General features: G+C 37.8%; 24 protein-coding genes. 9 read left to right on the top strand and 15 right to left on the bottom strand.

The annotated features are described in order from the left end of the window. The 9 genes from KO464_11055 to KO464_11095 form a co-directional block, all read left to right on the top strand. Positions 1-198, top strand: a 198-nt coding sequence (locus KO464_11055) for an ABC transporter substrate-binding protein (GenBank protein MCC7573895.1), incomplete at its 5' end; no start/stop codon positions are given. A gap of 6 nt (positions 199-204) precedes the next feature. Further along, positions 205-1,194: an ABC transporter substrate-binding protein gene (locus KO464_11060; GenBank protein ID MCC7573896.1), complete on the top strand. Its 990-nt coding sequence runs from the start codon at positions 205-207 to the stop codon at positions 1,192-1,194. Positions 1,195-1,251: 57 nt separating this feature from the next. Further along, positions 1,252-2,292 (top strand): iron ABC transporter permease, encoded by a 1,041-nt coding sequence (locus KO464_11065; protein MCC7573897.1) that lies wholly within the window; start codon positions 1,252-1,254, stop codon positions 2,290-2,292. Next, positions 2,289-3,086 (top strand): ABC transporter ATP-binding protein, encoded by a 798-nt coding sequence (locus KO464_11070; GenBank protein MCC7573898.1) that lies wholly within the window; start codon positions 2,289-2,291, stop codon positions 3,084-3,086. The genes KO464_11065 and KO464_11070 overlap by 4 nt, the downstream gene beginning before the upstream one ends. 21 nt (positions 3,087-3,107) lie before the next feature. Then, positions 3,108-3,323, top strand: a complete 216-nt coding sequence (locus KO464_11075; GenBank protein ID MCC7573899.1) for a ferredoxin — start codon at positions 3,108-3,110, stop codon at positions 3,321-3,323. A gap of 9 nt (positions 3,324-3,332) precedes the next feature. Beyond that, complete coding sequence (locus KO464_11080) at positions 3,333-4,433, top strand: putative sulfate/molybdate transporter (protein ID MCC7573900.1); 1,101 nt, start codon at positions 3,333-3,335, stop codon at positions 4,431-4,433. A 133-nt stretch (positions 4,434-4,566) separates the two neighbouring features. Further along, positions 4,567-4,806, top strand: coding sequence for a hypothetical protein (locus KO464_11085; protein MCC7573901.1), 240 nt, complete (start codon positions 4,567-4,569; stop codon positions 4,804-4,806). After that, on the top strand, positions 4,803-4,991 hold the full coding sequence (locus KO464_11090; GenBank protein MCC7573902.1) for a hypothetical protein: 189 nt from the start codon (positions 4,803-4,805) through the stop codon (positions 4,989-4,991). The genes KO464_11085 and KO464_11090 overlap by 4 nt, the downstream gene beginning before the upstream one ends. After that, a complete protein-coding gene (locus KO464_11095) occupies positions 4,982-5,359 on the top strand; it encodes a hypothetical protein (protein MCC7573903.1) in 378 nt (125 codons plus the stop codon). The genes KO464_11090 and KO464_11095 overlap by 10 nt, the downstream gene beginning before the upstream one ends. A 168-nt stretch (positions 5,360-5,527) precedes the next feature. On the opposite strand, the gene thiL is transcribed toward KO464_11095, so the two are convergent. The 15 genes from thiL to KO464_11170 form a co-directional block, all read right to left on the bottom strand. Next, positions 5,528-6,478: a thiamine-phosphate kinase gene (gene thiL, locus KO464_11100; GenBank protein MCC7573904.1), complete on the bottom strand. Its 951-nt coding sequence runs from the start codon at positions 6,476-6,478 to the stop codon at positions 5,528-5,530. Then, entirely contained in the window at positions 6,475-8,355 is a 1,881-nt protein-coding gene (gene thiC, locus KO464_11105; protein ID MCC7573905.1) for a phosphomethylpyrimidine synthase ThiC, read from the bottom strand. Before thiC ends, thiL begins: the two co-directional genes overlap by 4 nt. Beyond that, positions 8,342-9,133 carry a hydroxyethylthiazole kinase gene (gene thiM / locus KO464_11110; protein MCC7573906.1) on the bottom strand — a complete coding sequence of 264 codons (792 nt, stop codon included), beginning with the start codon at positions 9,131-9,133 and terminating at the stop codon, positions 8,342-8,344. The genes thiC and thiM overlap by 14 nt, the downstream gene beginning before the upstream one ends. A 7-nt stretch (positions 9,134-9,140) precedes the next feature. Further along, entirely contained in the window at positions 9,141-9,920 is a 780-nt protein-coding gene (locus KO464_11115) for a hypothetical protein (GenBank protein ID MCC7573907.1), read from the bottom strand. Positions 9,921-10,354: 434 nt separating this feature from the next. Beyond that, the gene (locus KO464_11120; protein ID MCC7573908.1) at positions 10,355-10,624 is read right to left on the bottom strand and encodes an ECF transporter S component; all 270 of its coding nucleotides are present in this window, start codon (positions 10,622-10,624) and stop codon (positions 10,355-10,357) included. Next, positions 10,603-10,851 (bottom strand): ECF transporter S component, encoded by a 249-nt coding sequence (locus tag KO464_11125; protein MCC7573909.1) that lies wholly within the window; start codon positions 10,849-10,851, stop codon positions 10,603-10,605. The genes KO464_11120 and KO464_11125 overlap by 22 nt, the downstream gene beginning before the upstream one ends. Before the next feature lie 164 nt (positions 10,852-11,015). Next, entirely contained in the window at positions 11,016-11,825 is an 810-nt protein-coding gene (trpA, locus tag KO464_11130) for a tryptophan synthase subunit alpha (protein ID MCC7573910.1), read from the bottom strand. Continuing rightward, positions 11,812-12,999 carry a tryptophan synthase subunit beta gene (trpB, locus tag KO464_11135; GenBank protein ID MCC7573911.1) on the bottom strand — a complete coding sequence of 396 codons (1,188 nt, stop codon included), beginning with the start codon at positions 12,997-12,999 and terminating at the stop codon, positions 11,812-11,814. Before trpB ends, trpA begins: the two co-directional genes overlap by 14 nt. Next, positions 12,996-13,634, bottom strand: a complete 639-nt coding sequence (locus tag KO464_11140; protein ID MCC7573912.1) for a phosphoribosylanthranilate isomerase — start codon at positions 13,632-13,634, stop codon at positions 12,996-12,998. Before KO464_11140 ends, trpB begins: the two co-directional genes overlap by 4 nt. Continuing rightward, positions 13,631-14,476 carry an indole-3-glycerol-phosphate synthase gene (locus KO464_11145; GenBank protein ID MCC7573913.1) on the bottom strand — a complete coding sequence of 282 codons (846 nt, stop codon included), beginning with the start codon at positions 14,474-14,476 and terminating at the stop codon, positions 13,631-13,633. Before KO464_11145 ends, KO464_11140 begins: the two co-directional genes overlap by 4 nt. A gap of 1 nt (position 14,477) precedes the next feature. After that, positions 14,478-15,455, bottom strand: a complete 978-nt coding sequence (gene aroF, locus KO464_11150) for a 3-deoxy-7-phosphoheptulonate synthase (GenBank protein MCC7573914.1) — start codon at positions 15,453-15,455, stop codon at positions 14,478-14,480. Next, on the bottom strand, positions 15,439-16,473 hold the full coding sequence (gene trpD / locus KO464_11155; protein ID MCC7573915.1) for an anthranilate phosphoribosyltransferase: 1,035 nt from the start codon (positions 16,471-16,473) through the stop codon (positions 15,439-15,441). Before trpD ends, aroF begins: the two co-directional genes overlap by 17 nt. Continuing rightward, a complete protein-coding gene (locus KO464_11160) occupies positions 16,470-17,042 on the bottom strand; it encodes an aminodeoxychorismate/anthranilate synthase component II (protein MCC7573916.1) in 573 nt (190 codons plus the stop codon). The genes trpD and KO464_11160 overlap by 4 nt, the downstream gene beginning before the upstream one ends. Then, a complete protein-coding gene (gene trpE / locus KO464_11165; protein ID MCC7573917.1) occupies positions 17,039-18,406 on the bottom strand; it encodes an anthranilate synthase component I in 1,368 nt (455 codons plus the stop codon). Before trpE ends, KO464_11160 begins: the two co-directional genes overlap by 4 nt. A 163-nt stretch (positions 18,407-18,569) precedes the next feature. Continuing rightward, positions 18,570-18,828 (bottom strand): integrase core domain-containing protein (locus KO464_11170; protein ID MCC7573918.1); only part of this gene is annotated, 259 nt, incomplete at its 5' end.

The following is an 18,828-nucleotide window of genomic DNA, read 5'->3' on the forward strand; positions in this document are numbered from 1 at the left end:
GGTGCGTTTTATTGGTGCGTACGAGCTCCTGAAGAAGCATTAAATGTTTTATGGGTGGCTAAGACTTTTTATCCAGAAAGATTTCCTAACTTGGATATAGAAAAGGAAACAAAATACTTTTACGAGACATTCTTTGGCTATAAACTATCTGACGAAGAAGTTGATTTGATACTTCATCCAGAAAAGCAGACTTGGTGATTTTTAATGAAAGCTGTGACAAGAACTATTGTTGATCATGCAGAAAATACAGTAGAGATCCCAAGTATAGTTGAACGTATTGGAGACACATGGCCTGCGCATAATGCAGTATTAATAGCGTTGGGAGCTGGCGATAGACTTGTTGCAGCTTCTCCTTATGTAAAAAATCTCCCTTGGTTAAAAAAAATATTTCGAAGAATAGATGAAATCCCAGCACCATTTGGCCCAGATTCATTAAACAAAGAAAGCCTTATTGAAACGCATCCAGATATTATTATATGCCCTTTGGGGTATATGGGGCGCATAGCATCAGAACTAAAAGAAACGAATATTCCAATAGTACAGTTGCTTCATTACAACAATTATAGCGAACTAAAAAAAGTAATTAAATTAACAGGAGAAATATTAGGGGGAGAAGCAGAAAAAAAGGCAAATGACTATTGTAAATATGTAGATGATAATGTCAGAAGAATTTCCACTGTAACCTCAAAAATCCCATTAGAACAGAAACCAAGAGTATGTTTTATTTCTTCCCGTTCTTTGAACTACTATAAACATGATGTGTTGGTACAAACTTGGATAGAAATGGGTGGCGGCATTAATGTCGTTGCAGAGGAAGGTATGGAAAACGCTTTTCAGGATTTATCCATAGAGGATGTGAAGAAATGGAATCCAGATATAATTATCGTAAGTTCAGCCGCCCAATCTCCAAGTGAGATAAAGCAAAGAATAATACAGGATCCTAACTGGAGCGATATAAAAGCAGTTAAAGATGGAAAAGTATACATTAGCCCGAAAGGGGTATACACATGGGACTTCCACAGCACAGAGACAGCATTACAGATACTATGGATTGCCAAAACATTACACCCCAATAAATTTAAGGATTTGAATATTGCCAAAGAAGTAAAATATTTCTATTCTAAGTTCTACTGTTATGATCTTACAGAAGATGAAGTCAATAGGATTTTGAATAGCATTCCGCCCTACGACTGAGGATGAGCCACAATTTTGGCATTAGGAAATCTTTTAGTTACAAATAGAAGTGAAACCATGAAAGAGTTTTTATTTAAGAAAAAAAGAGGCATTCTAAGGAAACTGTCAATAAATATATTTTTAATTTTATTGCCAGTTTCCATGTTTTTTATATCATTTCTCATTGGCAGATATCCTGCTTCGCCACTAGAAGTCGTGACGATTTTAGCATCTACAGTCTTGCCAATTGAACACACTTGGTCCGCCGTATTAAATATGGTAATCTTCGAGATAAGATTGCCTAGGATTATGGCCGCCATGCTTGTTGGGGCGGGATTAGCAATATCTGGAGCATCATTTCAGGGACTTTTTAGAAATCCGCTTATTTCTCCCCAGATTCTAGGCGTTACCTCAGGCGCAGGCTTTGGCGCTGCAATAGCCATTCTCATTTGGAATAATTCATTCATAATACAACTATCTGCATTGCTTTTTGGGTTATTTGCAGTTGCTATGACTTATGGAATTAGCAAAATGGTCAGGGGAACATCGACATTAGTTTTGGTACTAGCAGGTATGGCAGTTGGAGCATTTCTCTCAGCCTTGATATCTCTTACGAAGTATGTGGCGGATCCTTATGAAAAACTTCCCGCCATAGTATTCTGGCTCATGGGAAGCTTATCATCTGTTTCAAACAAAGATGTACTTATGGTATCTTTACCTATACTAATTGGTATGATTATACTTTTACTGATCAGATGGAAGATAAATATCCTTGCGATGGGAGATGAGGAAGCATCGTCTCTTGGAATCGATACTAAAAGATTGACAGCGATTATAGTCATATGTTGTACCATAGTAACAGCTTCGTCTGTATGCCTCAGCGGGATTATTGGGTGGGTAGGGCTTATTATACCTCATGTTGGGAGGATGTTAGTTGGCCCAGACCATAAGGTATTATTGCCAGCATGTGTTTCTATCGGTGCGTTCTATCTTTTGCTTGTGGATAACTGTGCAAGAACACTGATAGCATCAGAGATACCTCTTGGTATTCTAACAGCTATAGTTGGTGCACCTTTCTTTGTATATTTATTAAGAAAAAGCGGAATGGGTTGGTCATGAAAGAAGTAATAAAACTAGAAGATGCAGCTTTCTCGTATAATGGAACGGCCATGGTATTTGAGAATATCAACTTTTCTATGAAAGAAGGCGATATTTTCTGCATTTTAGGATCAAATGGAACGGGGAAATCTACATTAATCAAGTGCATAGCAAATCTGTTAAAACTCAAAAAAGGATGCGTAATTCTAAACGATAGGAATATTTATGGATTAAAAAAAGTCGACGTGGCAAAAGAAATGGGGTATATCCCACAGATACATACTTCCACGTTTCCATTTTCGGTCTTGGACATCGTGCTTATGGGTAGATCTCCTCACCTAAGTTTAATGTCTTCTCCATCGGAAAAAGATTATAAGATCGCTGAAAATGCCATCAGAACACTTGGCATATCCCATCTATCAAAAAAGCCTTATACTGAAATTAGTGGAGGTGAGAGGCAGCTTGTCCTTTTTGCCAGAATCTTAGCACAGCAGCCATCAGTTTTGATCCTAGATGAGCCAACCTCTCATTTAGATTTTGGGAATCAGATTAGAGTTTTGGAAGTAATTGATCAAATGGCAAAAAACGGGCTTTCAATTCTCATGACTTCGCATTTCCCAGATCACGCATTTTTAGTATCTAACAAGGTCGCAATCATGAAAGACGGATCTTTGATAGATGAGGGCACGCCTAACGAAGTAATAACAAATGAGAGCATGAAAAAAATATATGGGATTGATGTAGAAGTTACATATATGGAGGGAAATATAAACAGAAAGGTTTGTGTTCCCCTGACAAAAAATAAAAGTTTGTGAAAAAAACATAAGGTGATTAAGTTGAAGGTGTTTATAAAAGAGGGATGCATAAAATGCGGAATTTGTTCCAATGAATGTCCTGAAGTTTTTAGCGTAGGCCCTGACGAAACCGCAATTATCTCTGAGGAATATCAAGGGGGCAATGAATTTGAAGGTGAAGTCAGTGACAATATCGCAGAATGCGTGAAAGCCGCAGAGAATGCATGTCCTGTACATATAATTTCTACCAAAAAATGAAGGATCTAGATGATAATAAAAGAATTCGAATTCAATCTAAGAGAACTTGCTGGATCAATGGGAGATTTTGGAACATTATTGCCTTTGGCTATAGGCTATATAGTCGTAAATGGTCTCAATCCGGCGGGATTTCTTATAATGATGGGGCTTGTGAATATATCTTTGGGATTAGTATACAAGCTCCCCATGCCATTACAACCTAAAAAAACAGTTGCAACTGTTGCCATCGCACAAGGTTGGTCACCTTCTCTTATCTACTCCACAGGATTTGGCCTAGGCATTGTATGGCTATTTCTTTATTTTACAAATCTGATTCAGAAAATTGTAAAATACACCCCAAAATCTGTCGCTAGAGGAATTACTCTTGCTCTCGGATTTACCCTTTTTTTAACTGGGATAGAATTTTTTAAATCCGATATTTTAATCGGCGCCATAGCCATTTTAATTATATTGGTATTTAGGAAAAATACTAGACTTCCAGCCGCTATTTTATTATTTGTATTCGGAATTCTATTGGTCATTTTTAAGGGGCAGCTAACTGGTATCATCGACATAGGATTTACCCTTCCGCCGGTTACTACTATTTCTCTCAAGGACATTTATACTGGAATGATTTTGGCAGGAATAGCCCAAATACCACTTACTTTGACAAATGCAGTTATAGCAGTCACCGCATTACTCAAGGATTATTTCCCGGAAAAACCGGTATCTGAGAGGAAATTATTGCTCAATATGGGGGTTGTTAATATTGTAGTTCCATTCTTTGGAGGATTTCCGATGTGCCATGGTGCAGGGGGTCTGGCTGGGCAGTATACATTCGGCGCAAGAACGGGAGGTGCAAATATCATGGAGGGCTCCATTGAGATTGGTCTAGGCTTATTTTTATCAAAATCAATTCTAAATTTATTTTCTGTGTTCCCTATGAGCATAGTGGGAGCGATGTTGTTCTATGTATCGTACGAACTTGCTAAGTTGGCTCGAGACATTAAATCGTATCATGAGATATTTGTAATGCTTTTTACAGCAGTTGTTTCTGTAATTTCAAATATGGCAATAGGATTTGCACTGGGGATTATTACATTTAATCTACTTAAAAAATTCAATTCATAAACTCTTCTATCTTATTTTTATTCTTATCAAATATATTTAAAGTAGACTATATTTCTCTACAAAATAATATCTTACATCTTAAGGACAATCTTTTTAAACACCAATGTATAATATTGGACATCGAGGACTTTAGATGTCCGAAATACAGGTTTTTGAGGTCCTTGCGAAGATCCTCCCGTACCTCGTATCGCTTGGTATAGGAACCTTTGCAGGGTGGGAGCTTGTGAAGACAAAGATCCACGAGCTCGCCGAGTTTTTTAAGACGGTCGATGAGGCGCTCTATGACGACGCCGTCACTGAAAAGGAGTTCCGTGATATCTGGGAAAAAGGTAGGGCCTTATTCGGAACTGGTATGAAGAAGGGGGCCGAGTGAGAACCTTCTTTAGCACGACTTCAATCCACAACGGCGAGAGGGTAGAGGGCTGCACAATCGCAGATTCTGAAGGGAATTCTGTCTTCATAACTGAGGGCGACTGGATTGAAATCGGAAAGATGAAAGGGTGGGTCTTCCCAGCCACCGACACGACAAAAGTGGTGGAGGAGATCCCATGCCTGTAGATATCGAATGGGCGAAAGCAAGCGATACTGTAGGCCAGGAGTTTGATGCGAACTACATTCCTGGGACAACTGACTGGCACTGGTTTGCAACTGAAGTTTCCGAGATTAGGCTAGTTGGAGATGAAACAGGCTGCTCAGTGATAAACGGAAATCCAGAAAACGACATAATCTACTATGACTTAGTTTTAGGACCAACAGAGGAGTGGGGTTACTTCTCTGCAAGAGAGTTAGAGATGGGCGAAAGGGTAGAAAAATATTTTAATTTTTTATTAAAACACACTTTTGCATTCCAACTTCTGTTAAAAGATAGGGCCATTTCGTTTAATAACCCTAGATATAAAAATCTATTTAGTCGTATAATAAAGTAGTTCGGGAAAAACCATCGACAAATCCCCGAACCAGCTTAATTTAACTTTTGCATATATAAATATATTATTAATATTTTTGATTCAAGAGCAGACGAATGAGAAAATAAAAATTTAGGCAGATTTTTTATTACATAAGTTCTAGAGATTTATTATTTTTTTCATAGAATATCATTCAAAATGGTCATATCCTTTTTTGAGTTCAATTTTCTGATTATTTTTTAATAGAGCGACATCTCCCTTTACTATTTTTCCGACTATGGTAAAATCATTGAAGTTTGCCCTTAAATTGTCTATATTACCCTTAGATATAGTAAATACAAGTTCAAAATCTTCTCCACCATAAAGGGCAAAATCATGAGGGTCCATTCCTAGGATATTTCCGGAGGCAATAGTTTCATTGGACAAAGGAATTCTATCATAAAGAATTTCAGCCCCAACCTTGCTTTCTTCACAGATATGCTTAATCTCACTGGCCAACCCATCGCTTACATCAATCATCGATGTGGCATATTTAGCAATAATCTTGGCCTCTACTGCACTTCTAGATTTTACTTTAAGATAATTGTCAAAAAAGCCTTCTTTTCCAAACTGCAATAAGTTTAATCCTGCGGCGTTTCCACCTAAATTTCCTGTAACGCATATGAGGTCTCCTAATTTTGCTCCCGATCTTAATCTCAATAGTCCAGCTTCAACCTCTCCCAAAAGAGTAATGTTGAATACATACTCTGTTCCATGTGTTGTGTCGCCTCCAAGGATATGTACTCCGTGTTTTTTTGTGGACTCACAAAGACCATTATAAAATTCATCGATAAATTCAACTTGAGTATCCTTTTTAATCGACATTGAAACAAATGCATATTTTGGTGTGCCCCCCATGGCTACTATGTCAGACACATTGACTTCCATCAACTTATTGCCGATTTGAATAGGAGTATGCCATTTTAATGAAAAATGATCGTTTTCCACCATCATGTCAGTCGTAATAAGAAGATAGCTATTATTTTTATATTTTATAACGGCGCAGTCATCTCCAATGCCCTTAATTACGTTTTCATCATTGACATCTCTCGAAATTCTCTTAATTAGTTCAAATTCTCCCCCAATCTCTCGAATATTCATATCTTTTTCCTGCACTCTTTGTTAATCTTAATTGAACAAAATTCGCCACACATGGAGCAGTAGTCACCTTTTATATTACCTCTTAATTTTTTTGCTTTTTCTGGATTCATGGAATAACTAAACATTTTATTCCAATCGAGATTGCTTCTTGCTTTTGACATTTCTAAATCTATTCTTTCTGCATGTGCAACACCGTGTGCAATGTCAATTGAATGTGCGGCAATTTTTGACGCAATAATCCCATCAATTACATCTTGAACATCAGGCAATCCAAGATGTTCCATGGGGGTTATAGAACAGAGATAATCTGCTCCATGATATGCAGCTAAAGCGCTCCCTATTGCTCCAGCAATATGATCATAACCAGGGGATATATCCGTGACCACTGGCCCCAGTATGTAAAAAGGGGCTCCGTTACAATATTTTTTTTCTAGTTCTACATTTTTCCTGATTTGATTAAACGGCACATGTCCAGGGCCTTCTATGATAACCTGAACGCCCCGATCCAAAGCCTTTTGAGATAAAGACCCCAATATTTTAAGTTCTTCAATCTGTGCATCGTCTGTAGAATCTGCCAAACACCCGGGCCTTAATCCATCACCTAAACTTAAAACAACATCGTATTTTTTCACCATGGCTACAATTTTATCAAAATTAGTATAAAGAGGATTTTCTTTGTCGTGAAATATCATCCATTTCAGGATTAAACTTCCCCCACGGGAAACGATTCTAGTAACTCTTTTCTCTAATAACGGAATACATTCTTTAGTAACTCCGCAGTGTAATGTAAGAAAATCAACGCCATCTTCGATATGTGATTGAATTGAATCTAAAAAATCTCTTTCTTTTATTTCTCCCACATTGTTTATGCCAGAAAAAACCTGATATACCGGGACTGTCCCAACTGGTATTTCAGAATTGTTAAGTATCGTCTTACGTATTTTCTGAATATCTCCAGCAGTGCTTAAATCCATCACCGTATCGGCTCCGTATCTAATCGAAGCGCTAAGTTTCTTAAGTTCAGTTTCAACGTTGTTATTAACAGGCGAGGTACCAATATTGGCATTAACTTTTATCCTAAGATCTTTTCCAATGCCTATGGGTCTGCATTTATGTTTTTTACTCTTCAAAATGACAGCATGGCCAGCTTTAATATTTCTTATCAATTGATTTATAGGAATTCCCTCTTGAATGGCTACCGTTTTCATCTCTTCAGTTACGATTCCTGCATTTGCATATTCTATCTGAGTATTATTCATTCTTGCACCTTTGATTATACCTCTAAATTCCATGATTTTCTGATAAACGTCATCTGAATTCAATATAGAAGAGATACAAGCTATGGAATCTGCACCATTTTGAAGAGTTTGCTCTACATTTTCTTTGTCTATTCCCCCAATAGCAACTATAGGTATATCGACGACTTCTTTTACCTTTCTTATCATTTCTACCCCACATGGAATTCCTGCATTTTTTTTAGTAGAAGAATAAAAAATAGGGCTCAAGGCTATATAATCGGCCGTGAAATTCACAGCTTGCAGGGCTTCTGGAACGTTGTGCACAGTAATTCCGATTATTTTGTCTTTGCCCAGTAGTTTTCTTGCAAGATCTAAAGGTATGTCTTCTTGCCCAACGTGAATTCCATCACTATCAACTGCAAGAGCAACATCAACATTATCATTGACTAGAAAAATGGCTTTGCCACTGCAGAGTTCTTTTATAGCTTGTGCTTCTTCAATCATTTTTCGAACAGGCTTTTCTTTCTCTCGATATTGGATAATCTTACACCCTGCTTTGAGTGCAGATTTAACATCTTCTAGTAAGCCTTTTTTGCTGAGCGTAGAATCTGTGATAAAATAAAAATCAAAGTATTTCAATTTTTTCCATCTCTCTTATTTTTTCAGAAGTAAGATTATATGCTTCATCAATCAAGAATGTTTTAAAAGAACTCGGGCCAGAAGATTTTTTAGCAGCCAATTCTCCAGCTATCCCAAAACAAGAAAGGGCCACTGAAGCTGCAAGTCCGTAATCCTTTTCTATCGCCGCAAATGCCCCAATAACGGATGCGGCCATGCATCCAGTTCCGACCACCGCGCTCATCATCTTATCTCCATTGTGCACAAGGTATACCTTGTTTTTGTCTGCCACGATATCTTCTTTCTCTGTTATCACAACTGCCATTTTTCTCTCTCGAGCTAATTTCTTTGCAATTTCAGTTAAATCAAAATTGACAAAAGAGGTCTCAACGCCTCTTGTCTTCACCTTTTTCCCAGACAATCTTGCAATCTCTGAAGCGTTTCCTTTTAGGATGTTTATTTTTACTTCATCGAGTATCTGTAAAACGGCATCTTCCCTGTATTTAGTCGATCCTACCCCTACGGTGTCCAAGACTATGGGGATGCCCATTTGATTAGCCCCTTTTCCTGCTAAAATCATAGAATCAAGCATCGAACTAGTAATTGTGCCAATATTTAACACAAGAGAGTATGAGAGCATGGCCATGGAATAACACTCTTCTTTAGCATGGGCCATTACAGGTAAAGCTCCAAAAGCTCTTGTAATGCTTGCACAATCGTATATAGTTACCCAGTTGGTCAGATGATGTACCAGTGGACTAATCTCCCTAACTTTTTCTAATAAATCATTTTCAATCATATTTTCCTCACAATAAGCTGAGAACTTTATTGGCAACATCTTTGGCAGAATTTCCCAAAACATAAGAGCAGGGTTCTATGCCAAAATCGCCTTTGTGGAGTAGTATGTCAAAAGAGCAGTTATCTTCTATCTTGTAGTCTGGAGTTAAGTAAGAATATGACAGTCCTTTATTCTTTAGGGATATGTCAAATTTTAGATTCATTATGGATTTTATGTTCTTATTAATGCTTTTTAGATACAGCAGAAGGGAGGCTAAATGTTTGCTTTTCCCAAACTGGATGCTGTTAATTGATGAAACCTTGTCGTCCAACATTATAATCCCGTTTAAGAACGAGGCTACATCTGATAGAGTGTTTGGATTTTTTTTGCTCAATGCCAGATTAATTTTTACTTCTGGAAGTAGATGCCCTATATCTTTTCCTTTAAGTAAATAAAATGCATCAGTTAAATCACGAATTATTTCCTTTTTCTCTTCAGACAATACCTCAGATTCATCTGCAATATATTTTTCTCCACAATGTTTGCTGAAAGAAATACTCGTTTGAAAATACAGATTAGCATTCCCTTCAATTTTTGTAAGTATTTTGTCTACATACATTTTGAGATTATCAGGAATATCTACTTTAGAGGAGATATAATTGCTCACCATCGGCTGAGTCAGATTAAGTATGCCGGCTATTTTTGCCTGCTCTAATCCTTTTTCATAAAGATTTTTAGCTAATACCTTTTTTAAAAGAATGGCATCATCGTTGTCTAAAATAATTAGATTATCAACCATATAAATCATTTATTTTTTATATAAGTAGTTTATATAGTTTTCCATTCATTTTTCATAAGTTCGATCGAAAGGCTTTTATCCTTGTATTTATTGAGTTTTAGGCGATTTTAGAAAGATGAGAGAGTTTATTTCTAATGAAGTAGATACCATAGCTATTGGTAGGAAAGAACTCAAAATACCGACCAGCAGATCAAAAAGTGCATTGAGTATTTACAGAGGGGGCACAGCGAGAGGTACGTGGCCTTAAGATTAGGGCCAGACTGGACGAGGGAGAATGTCAGGTATTACAAGAGAAAATTTCTATCTTAACTATTCCTAAGTTAAAATTAAATATTTAATAAAAGTAAAAAGAAAATTTATTTCTCCTTGTCAAATCCAAGTCTCTTCATGAATTGTTGCATTGGAGTGGGGTTTGGTAGTATATCTATCTTATTAGTGTATCTTCAGTATTTTAAATTTTTAACTTTCTTTGCAAGTAAAATTGCTACAAAGCCTCCAACTGACATTCGGATTATATTAAATGGAACTTCGATAAGGGCAACTGCAGGTGGTATCATAAAAATACTGACTTCAACAAGATAATACCCAACTATCATTATTATCCCTCCTGCTATTATTGCAGTTATCCTAATGGCAGTTTTCTCTTTATTTTCCGCAATTTTTCCAACTATAAATCCTTCTAGCCCTTTTATTACAAAAGTAAAGGGGCAAATGCAGCGTAAGGGGAACTAAGATCTGCTAGGGCGGGCCCAATGGCTCCTACAAGCCCCCCGACAATAGGCCCAAATACAATTGCAGCAAGGTATATTACCGCTTCTCCAAAATTTAGGTATCCCCCAGTCTGCAGTATTGGTATTTGTAAAAATCTAGTTGCAACGAAAGCAAGGGCAGAGAATACAGCTACAATGCTTATCAATTTTGATTTATTAATTTTGTTCAACTCTTTTCACCTCTTCTTATTTTGACATTGTTTGAATCATTAGATTTCGTTGAAAAGCCGAAATCATAAAATTAAAATAATATATAAACATTTGGGTAGATACCCAAAAATGAGTAAATATTTAATTTATAGTCTAGCATTTTTGTTCGATTACTTCCTGTACTCTACTCTTTTAGTCTGATGCCTTCTCTACATCCCTGTTTGATACTATTGGCAAAAGTACCTATTTCTTCTAAATGCATCTCTGGATTATCAAGATTTTTCTCATAAATCAAAGCTATCGCACTTCCAGTAATTACCCCATTTGCACCTGCCGCTATAATATCTCTAGCATGTTCCGGTTTCGAAATTCCAAATCCTACAAGTAGTGGGATGTCAGAGTATTTACGGACTCTTTTGATGAGGTCAAAAGTTGAATCCTGAATATCTTTTCTGGCGCCAGTTACCCCTGTTACAGAGACTACGTAAAGGAACCCCCTTGCACGCTTGATAATCTCCTTTAATCTTCTTTCTGGCGTTGTGGGTGCAACAAGGAATATTATTTCAATTCCATGTTTATTACCAGATTCCAAAAGAGGATCTGCTTCTTCATATGGCACATTTGGAACAATCAATCCGTCTGCACCGGCTTCTTTTATGGATTCAATAAATTTATCAATTCCCTTGTGGTAGACGATATTGTAATAGCTAGTAACAATAATAGAATTTGATACCCCGGATTCCCTGAGAAGTCTTATCCCTTCAATTGCTTTTGATGGTGTCATCCCTCCTTTTAATGCCCTTTCACACGCCCTCTGAAAAACTGGGCCATCTGATGTTGGATCAGAAAAGGGGATGCCAAATTCAATTATGTCTACCCCTCTATCACATAGCACCACGATAGCTTTTTTCGAAAAGTTCTCGTTTGGGTCCCCATAGTACACATGCGCCATATATACGGGCTCTTTTTTAGAGAAAAGATTATCTAGTCTCATTTTTTTCCTCCAAATCTAAAACAATATTGACATCCTTATCTCCTCGGCCAGAAAGGCACACTATTAAGGATTCGTCAGGATCCAAGTTCGGTGCCATCTTGCATGCTTGAGCTACAGCATGAGCGCTCTCCAATGCAGGCAGTATACCTTCTAATCTTGAAAGGAGATAAAAAGCATTTAGGGCCTCATCATCATTTATGGCAACATATTCTGCCCTTCCAATCTCTTTATAATAGGCGTGCTCAGGCCCTACCCCAGGATAATCAAGGCCTGCTGAAATTGAATGAGTTTCGCTTATCTGGCCTTCTCTGTCCTGAATAAAGTAGCTAAGTTCTCCATGAAGTTCTCCTATGCTCCCATAGCACAAAGATGCGCCATGCATTCCAATCCCAGTTCCTTTGCCTCCGGCCTCAACACCAATCATTTTGACATCTGTATCAAAAAATGGGTTAAAAAGACCTATTGCATTACTTCCCCCTCCAACACATGCGATAAGATGGGAAGGTAGTTTTCCTTCCTTTCCCATAATCTGGTCTTTAGCTTCTTTTCCTATTACAGTTTGGAAATCTCTTACCATTGAAGGATAAGGATGTGGCCCTACAACAGAACCTATTACATAATGTGTATTTTCACAGTTTGCAATATAGTCCCTTAATGCATCGTTTATGGCATCCTTAAGTGTCTTTGATCCAGATGTAACTGGAATTACATTTGCACCAAATAACTTCATTCTGAAGACATTTAATGCCTGTCTTTGAATATCGACTTCACCCATATATACTTCGCATTCAAGTCCCAATGCCGCGACAGTGGCTGCCGTTGCAACGCCGTGTTGGCCCGCACCTGTTTCCGCAATTATCCTTTTTTTGCCCATTGTCTTAGCTAAGAGTACTTGTCCAATAGTGTTATTGATCTTATGTGCGCCTGTATGCGCAAGATCTTCTCTTTTTAAATAGACCTTTGCACCACCAAGATGCTCTGTAAGTTTTTTAGCATGGTAGAGGGGCGTGGGCCTTCCCGCAAATTCCCTAAGATAATACTCAAGTTTCTTCTGAAACTCTTCATCTTTAGAATACTTCTGGTAAGCATCATCTAATTCTTCCAATATTGGCATGAGGGTTTCCGGTACAAACTGACCTCCAAATTTGCCATAATACGCTTTTTCATTTTTCAATTCTTACACCTCTTGATAAATTCAATTATCTTCTCCTCTGATTTAGCCCCCAACTTTGATTCGACACCCGATGAAACATCAACAGAATAAGGCCTAATCTTCAATGCAATCTCTACATTTTGCGGATTAAGGCCACCCGCTATTCCAAATCTTCTACAGTAATTAATGTAAGGAATTAGCATGCCCTCATAGTTATATTGTAATCCTAATCCCCCAGTAATCTTATTTAAGGAGGGTTCGAAAACAATCATGTCGCATGCTTCTGCAAATGAATCTAGGTCTTCAACTGAAACTTCGAGTTTTCCAGTTTCTATATCTATACTAACGGCCCTATAGACTCTAAATCCACAATCTTTCACTCTCTCTAGCTCGTTGGTATCCAAAGTATAAATCTGAACAGCATCGGCACCAACGAAGTCAGCTTTCTTTATGATTTCTTCAGAGTTTTTTGGAAATCCAATTAGTGTGGATAATGTCATCGGACCAATCCCCCCTATTATGTTTTTTATATTGTCTAGGGAGATGCTTCTTGCTCTGCCTTCGACATTGACAAAGCCTAATGAATCTGCGTCTGCTTTTTCACAGATAAGAGCATCTTCAAGCGTTCTTATGCCGCACACCTGAACTTTTGTCATTTAACCACCTCTTTTCCCTTATCTACAAACTCCCTTATCTTATCAGTTATATCCTCAGATTCCATTATGCTAGTTCCTATCAAAACAGCGTCAAGACGATTATTAGAAAGGCAGAATAGCTCCTCTATGTCTTGTTCAGAGAATACACCTGAAGCGCTTACAAGAACATCTTTTTCTGGAAGATTTTTCCCAATAGAGATATTAGATAAATTGATTTCAAAATCTCCATAGATGTTTCGGTTGTTAATCTCAACTATCCTTCTTTCTATTGAAGGAACTGAGCTTATCTCTTCCAAAGAGTTTGCTTCAAAGAAGGGCTCTAGATCTAGCTTTTGTCCGAATTGTATAAACTCTTCTTTATTGACTTTCAAAGTTTCTAGCACTCTAATCATAGAAAGGTATGCATCTGCACCAAAAACACTACACTCTGAAAGATGGATTGGTGTGTAAAAGAATCCCTTTGCAAGTATCGGTAAATCTGTAGCTTCTCTGGCCTTTTTCAGAAACTGCATGCTGCCGTTAAATTTTCTTGGCTCTACAAGTACTGAAATTGCACTGGCCCCTCCATGTTCAAGCTCTTCTACAATGCCTGCAATGTTTTCTATAGTAATGGCTTTCAAATTACCTTTTGAAGGTGAAGATGGCTTTATTTCTGCTATTATCCTAATACCTTTTTTTCTACCTTCCTTTAGGAAGTTATATAAACTTCTCTTCTTTTTTACTTCTACGATGAGTTTGTTTTCAATAATTTCTCCAACAGCAGCACCTAGACTATTCTTGAGTCTCATTTTAACTCCCTCTCTAGTTAGTGTCTTGACTCTTTCATATTCTGAATTATTCATTCTATATCTCCCGTCCAAATGTCCTTGATATGGACTTTAACTCCCTCATCAATCCATTAAGATCCAAGGTACTTATCGTCTGATCGGCATCGCTTACTGATTTCTGTGGGGCAGTATGGGCTTCAATATTAATACCATCTGCACCACAAGCAATTGCAGCAAATGCCATTGGTTTTACAATATCTCTTCTACCAGTGCCATGACTAGGATCGACAATCACAGGTAGATGACTTTCGGCCTTCAATACGGGAACAATACTCAAGTCCAAGGTATTTCTTGTAAAATCAGAAAATGTTCTTATCCCTCGCTCACATAGAATAACATTCTCATTCCCCCCTGCTAAAATGTACTCGGTGGCCGATAGAAATTCTTTCAAAGTTGCCCACATTCCACGTTTTAGAAGTACTGGTTTGTCACATTTCCCTAGCTCCTTCAATAAGGGGTAGTTTTGCATGTTCCTTGTTCCAACTTGTAGAATATCTGCATATTTGGATACAAGAGTTACATCTCTCGTATCTATAACTTCGGTGCATATTGGAAGGTCAGTTTCTTCCTTTGCGGCTACCAGGAATTTAAGACCTTCTTTTCCAAGCCCCTGGAAATCTTTTGGCGCTGTACGTGGTTTAAATGCACCACCCCTTAGAATTGTGGCCCCTGAACTTTTTACTTCTTTTGCAATGTCAATAATCTGCTCTTTGCTTTCAACTGTGCACGGTCCTGCCATTACAACAATCTTTTTGCCGCCTATTTGGATGCCGTCTAAGTCTATGATTGTATTTTCTTTGTTATACTCTCTTGAAACTAGTTTGTATGGCTTTGATAAAGGTAGGGCATGCTCTGGAAAAGATAATGCTCTTACCCCTTCCACATCACCCCCATCTATCAAAGGAACTTCGCCAATTACTGCTCTGTTCTCTCTCTTTAGTTTACAGCTTATTATCTCCTCGACAGCAGAGCTTAAGTTACTCTGAAGCTTCATTTAACACCTTGTTGTACTTTGATGTGAACTCAATTAACTTGTCAAGTTTTCTTTTTGGTATTCCGCTTTCGAGAATTTCTTTTGCTATTTCTACCCCGGATGCTATGTCGCTTGCCTTGCCTGAAATATAAAGGGCTGCACCTGCATTTAGAACGGTGATATCTGTGTAGGGGGACTCATTGCCCTCTAACACTTCAAGAGTTATCCTAGCATTTTCTTCCGGAGTTCCACCTTTGAGCTCTTTGATTTTAGCTCTTCGTATGTTAACTTCTTCTGGTGTTAGATAATAAGTTTTTATTGAACCATTTTTTAGCTCAGAAATCTTTGTCTTTTCAGTTGTTGTTATTTCATCTAAACCTGACCCATTGACTACAAGTGCATTTATTGCCCCAAATCTTTTCAGGACTTCCGCTAATTTTTCAGTTAGGTCTTTGTCGTATACTCCCAAAAGCTGATACTTCACGTTTGCAGGATTAGTTATAGGCCCCAGTATATTAAAAACCGTTCTTATACCTATTTCCCTTCTCACAACTACTGTGTGTTTCATTGCTTTATGAAAAATCGGTGCAAAAAGAAATCCTATACCAATTTTATTTATGCATTTCTCAACTTCTAAAGGTTCAAGGGTCGTGTTTACCCCCAAAGCTTCTAAAATATCTGCGGACCCTGAAATGCTAGAAACTCCACGATTTCCATGTTTTGCGATTGGTATATCTGCTCCAGCCACTATGAAGGAAGCTGTAGTGCTGACATTGAACGTTTGTAATCCATCTCCCCCCGTGCCGCATAGGTCCATGGCATTGTTCGGAATGGATATGTGGCTAGCTTTTTCCCTCATAACTTTCGCTGCTGCGTAAATATCCGATGCAGATTCACCTTTCATTCTAAGGGCTGTTAGAAAGCATGCAATTTGAGCAGGAGTGGCTTGGCCTTCCATTATCTGAAACATTGCTTTTGTTATCTCAGATTCTTCAAGAGTTTGGCCCAAAACTAGTTTCTTTATTGAATCAGTAATCATAAAGACACCTTCATGAAGTTAAGAAGGATATCTTTTCCCGATTGTGTCAGTATAGATTCAGGATGAAACTGCACACCATATATTGGGTACTCTTTATGTTTTACTGCCATAATTTCTTCTATGTCAGTTACAGCCGTGACTTCAAGGCAGTCGGGAAGGCCTTCGTTATTTATGATTAGAGAATGGTATCTTGTCGCATTTATAGGATTTGGAATTTCATTGAACAGATCTTTTCCATTGTGGTAGATAGAGCATGTCTTACCATGAATGATCCTATTTGCCCTAGTTACCGTTCCCCCAAATACCTCACCTATCGCTTGATGCCCAAGACACACACCCAGCGTGGGTATATTTTTGCTCATTGTAGAGAGTATTTCTAGAGTTACCTTAGAATCCACTGGGTGGCCTGGACCTGGACTTAAAACTATCAGGTCAGGCTTAACCTTCACAGCCTCCTTTAGCTTGATATCGTTTCTTCTGGTAACAATTTCAGCTCCAAAAAATCCTAGATACTGGGCTATGTTGTAAACAAAGGAGTCGTAATTGTCTATAATTAGTACACGTGTCATAGACTCCCCCCTTTTAGAGCATTTATCATTGCACCCATCTTATTTTCAGTTTCAACAAACTCTTTTTCTGGTATAGAATCTAGTACAATCCCAGCTCCAGCTTGGAGGTATGCCTTGTTATTCTTTGTGAAAACTGTTCTGATTGTTATTGCAAAGTCCATGTTTCCTGAAAAGTCAAAGTAGCCAACTACTCCCGCATAAGGGCCCCTTCTAACGGGCTCAAGCTCTTCTATGATCTCCATTGCTCTTACCTTTGGAGCTCCTGACACAGTTCCTGCAGGAAAACATGATTTTAATGCATAAAAACAGTCCATGTCTTTCCTTAATGTACTTGTGACATTTGAAACGATGTGCTGTACATGCGAATACTTTTCTATACCCATGAGTTCATCTACCTTTACGGAACCATACTCTGAGACCCTCCCCATGTCATTTCTGTGAAGGTCGACTAGCATCACATGCTCTGCCCTTTCTTTCTCATCTGTAAGTAAATCTACCTTAAGTTTTTCATCTTCTTCTACATCTTTTGATCTAGGTCTTGTGCCCGCTAATGGCCTAGTAGTCAAAGTTCTATTTTCCAATCTAACTAGCATCTCAGGAGAAGACCCAACAATATTTGTTTCATCAAAATCTAGATAGAACAGATAAGGAGATGGATTTAGGCTTCTTAGAACTCGGTACATTTCAAAGGCATCGCCTTTAAAATTAACTTCAGTACGTCTTGATAGTACAGTCTGGAATATGTCTCCGTCTTTTATATACTCCTTTGCTTTTTCAACTGAAGAAATGTATTTTTCCTTGGGTGTAACTGGCCTTGTTTTTCCAATTGTAAGAGTGCCCAAATCGAGTTCTGTGTTTGTGGGATTAATCAGTTTTTCTATATTGTCTGTTTTCTCATGTGAAATCAAAAAGACTTTTCTATTTATATGGTCAAAACAGATTATCTGTGATGGAATTATGAAGTGCGCATCAGGTAGCCCTAAATCATCCTTTGCCAATTCAGGCAACTTCTCAAAAAACCTTACAGTGTCGTAGGAAAAATATCCCACCATCCCTCCAGAAAAAGGCAGTATATTGCTAGTTCCTGCATTGAAACTATAGAATAGTTCTCTTAAATATCCATACGGATCTTTTGATTTTTCCTTGCTACCATTAACCTTAATATTTTCCCCTTTTGACCTAAACGAAAATATAGGATCAAATCCGATAAAAGAATATCTTGCAGTTTTCTTATTTCCTTCAACAGATTCCAAAAGAAAACTTTCAGATTCAAACTCTTCTCTTATTGAGGAGTAAATAATTAATGGGTCAAAATAGTCAAGGTGGATTTCTTTTATACTAGTTCTTAAATTCCTTGAAGGCATTTCTTGGAACTTTGTTGTTCCTTGATAGCCAAAATAAATTCCCCCTCATAGTCTTACCCTAGTTGAAGGGCATTGAATCCTTTATAAGGCTATTGGTTGCCAAAAAATTGTGTCTTATCCTGTAATTATTTCCTTTTCCTTTCATTAAAAAATCTCCCCTATTTTAGGTAGTATCTGGCAAATTACTGCCAGATTCTAGCCTTCTGTAAAATGCCTTTTCCGGCGTCTCAAGCACGTCAAGATTTAAGCTCATGTGTGGCCGTTTCTTGTTGTAGAAGTTCATGAACTCTTCTATCGACTTGAAGTATTTTAGCTTCTGCTCAAGCGTTCCAAAGAATCTTTCAATCTTCCCGTTTGTCTGGGGATGGCTTACGCCTGAAAGTATATGCTCTATCCCTAGCTCCCTTAGGGCTATCTGGAAC

Origin of the sequence: Methanofastidiosum sp. (genome assembly GCA_020854815.1) — an archaeon.
In the GTDB taxonomy this organism is placed as follows: domain Archaea; phylum Methanobacteriota_B; class Thermococci; order Methanofastidiosales; family Methanofastidiosaceae; genus Methanofastidiosum.

What these genes read in the sequence shown, in the direction of transcription:
- KO464_11060 (MCC7573896.1), top strand. Translation starts at nt 205, where the DNA reads ATGAAAGCTGTGACAAGAACTATTGTTGATCATGCAGAAAATACAGTA.
- KO464_11065 (MCC7573897.1), top strand. Translation starts at nt 1,252, where the DNA reads ATGAAAGAGTTTTTATTTAAGAAAAAAAGAGGCATTCTAAGGAAACTG.
- KO464_11070 (MCC7573898.1), top strand. Translation starts at nt 2,289, where the DNA reads ATGAAAGAAGTAATAAAACTAGAAGATGCAGCTTTCTCGTATAATGGA.
- KO464_11080 (MCC7573900.1), top strand. Translation starts at nt 3,333, where the DNA reads ATGATAATAAAAGAATTCGAATTCAATCTAAGAGAACTTGCTGGATCA.
- KO464_11085 (MCC7573901.1), top strand. Translation starts at nt 4,567, where the DNA reads ATGTCCGAAATACAGGTTTTTGAGGTCCTTGCGAAGATCCTCCCGTAC.
- KO464_11095 (MCC7573903.1), top strand. Translation starts at nt 4,982, where the DNA reads ATGCCTGTAGATATCGAATGGGCGAAAGCAAGCGATACTGTAGGCCAG.
- thiL (MCC7573904.1), bottom strand. Translation starts at nt 6,478, where the DNA reads ATGAATATTCGAGAGATTGGGGGAGAATTTGAACTAATTAAGAGAATT.
- thiM (MCC7573906.1), bottom strand. Translation starts at nt 9,133, where the DNA reads ATGATTGAAAATGATTTATTAGAAAAAGTTAGGGAGATTAGTCCACTG.
- KO464_11115 (MCC7573907.1), bottom strand. Translation starts at nt 9,920, where the DNA reads ATGATTTATATGGTTGATAATCTAATTATTTTAGACAACGATGATGCC.
- trpA (MCC7573910.1), bottom strand. Translation starts at nt 11,825, where the DNA reads ATGAGACTAGATAATCTTTTCTCTAAAAAAGAGCCCGTATATATGGCG.
- KO464_11140 (MCC7573912.1), bottom strand. Translation starts at nt 13,634, where the DNA reads ATGACAAAAGTTCAGGTGTGCGGCATAAGAACGCTTGAAGATGCTCTT.
- KO464_11145 (MCC7573913.1), bottom strand. Translation starts at nt 14,476, where the DNA reads ATGAATAATTCAGAATATGAAAGAGTCAAGACACTAACTAGAGAGGGA.
- aroF (MCC7573914.1), bottom strand. Translation starts at nt 15,455, where the DNA reads ATGAAGCTTCAGAGTAACTTAAGCTCTGCTGTCGAGGAGATAATAAGC.
- trpD (MCC7573915.1), bottom strand. Translation starts at nt 16,473, where the DNA reads ATGATTACTGATTCAATAAAGAAACTAGTTTTGGGCCAAACTCTTGAA.
- KO464_11160 (MCC7573916.1), bottom strand. Translation starts at nt 17,042, where the DNA reads ATGACACGTGTACTAATTATAGACAATTACGACTCCTTTGTTTACAAC.
- trpE (MCC7573917.1), bottom strand. Translation starts at nt 18,406, where the DNA reads ATGCCTTCAAGGAATTTAAGAACTAGTATAAAAGAAATCCACCTTGAC.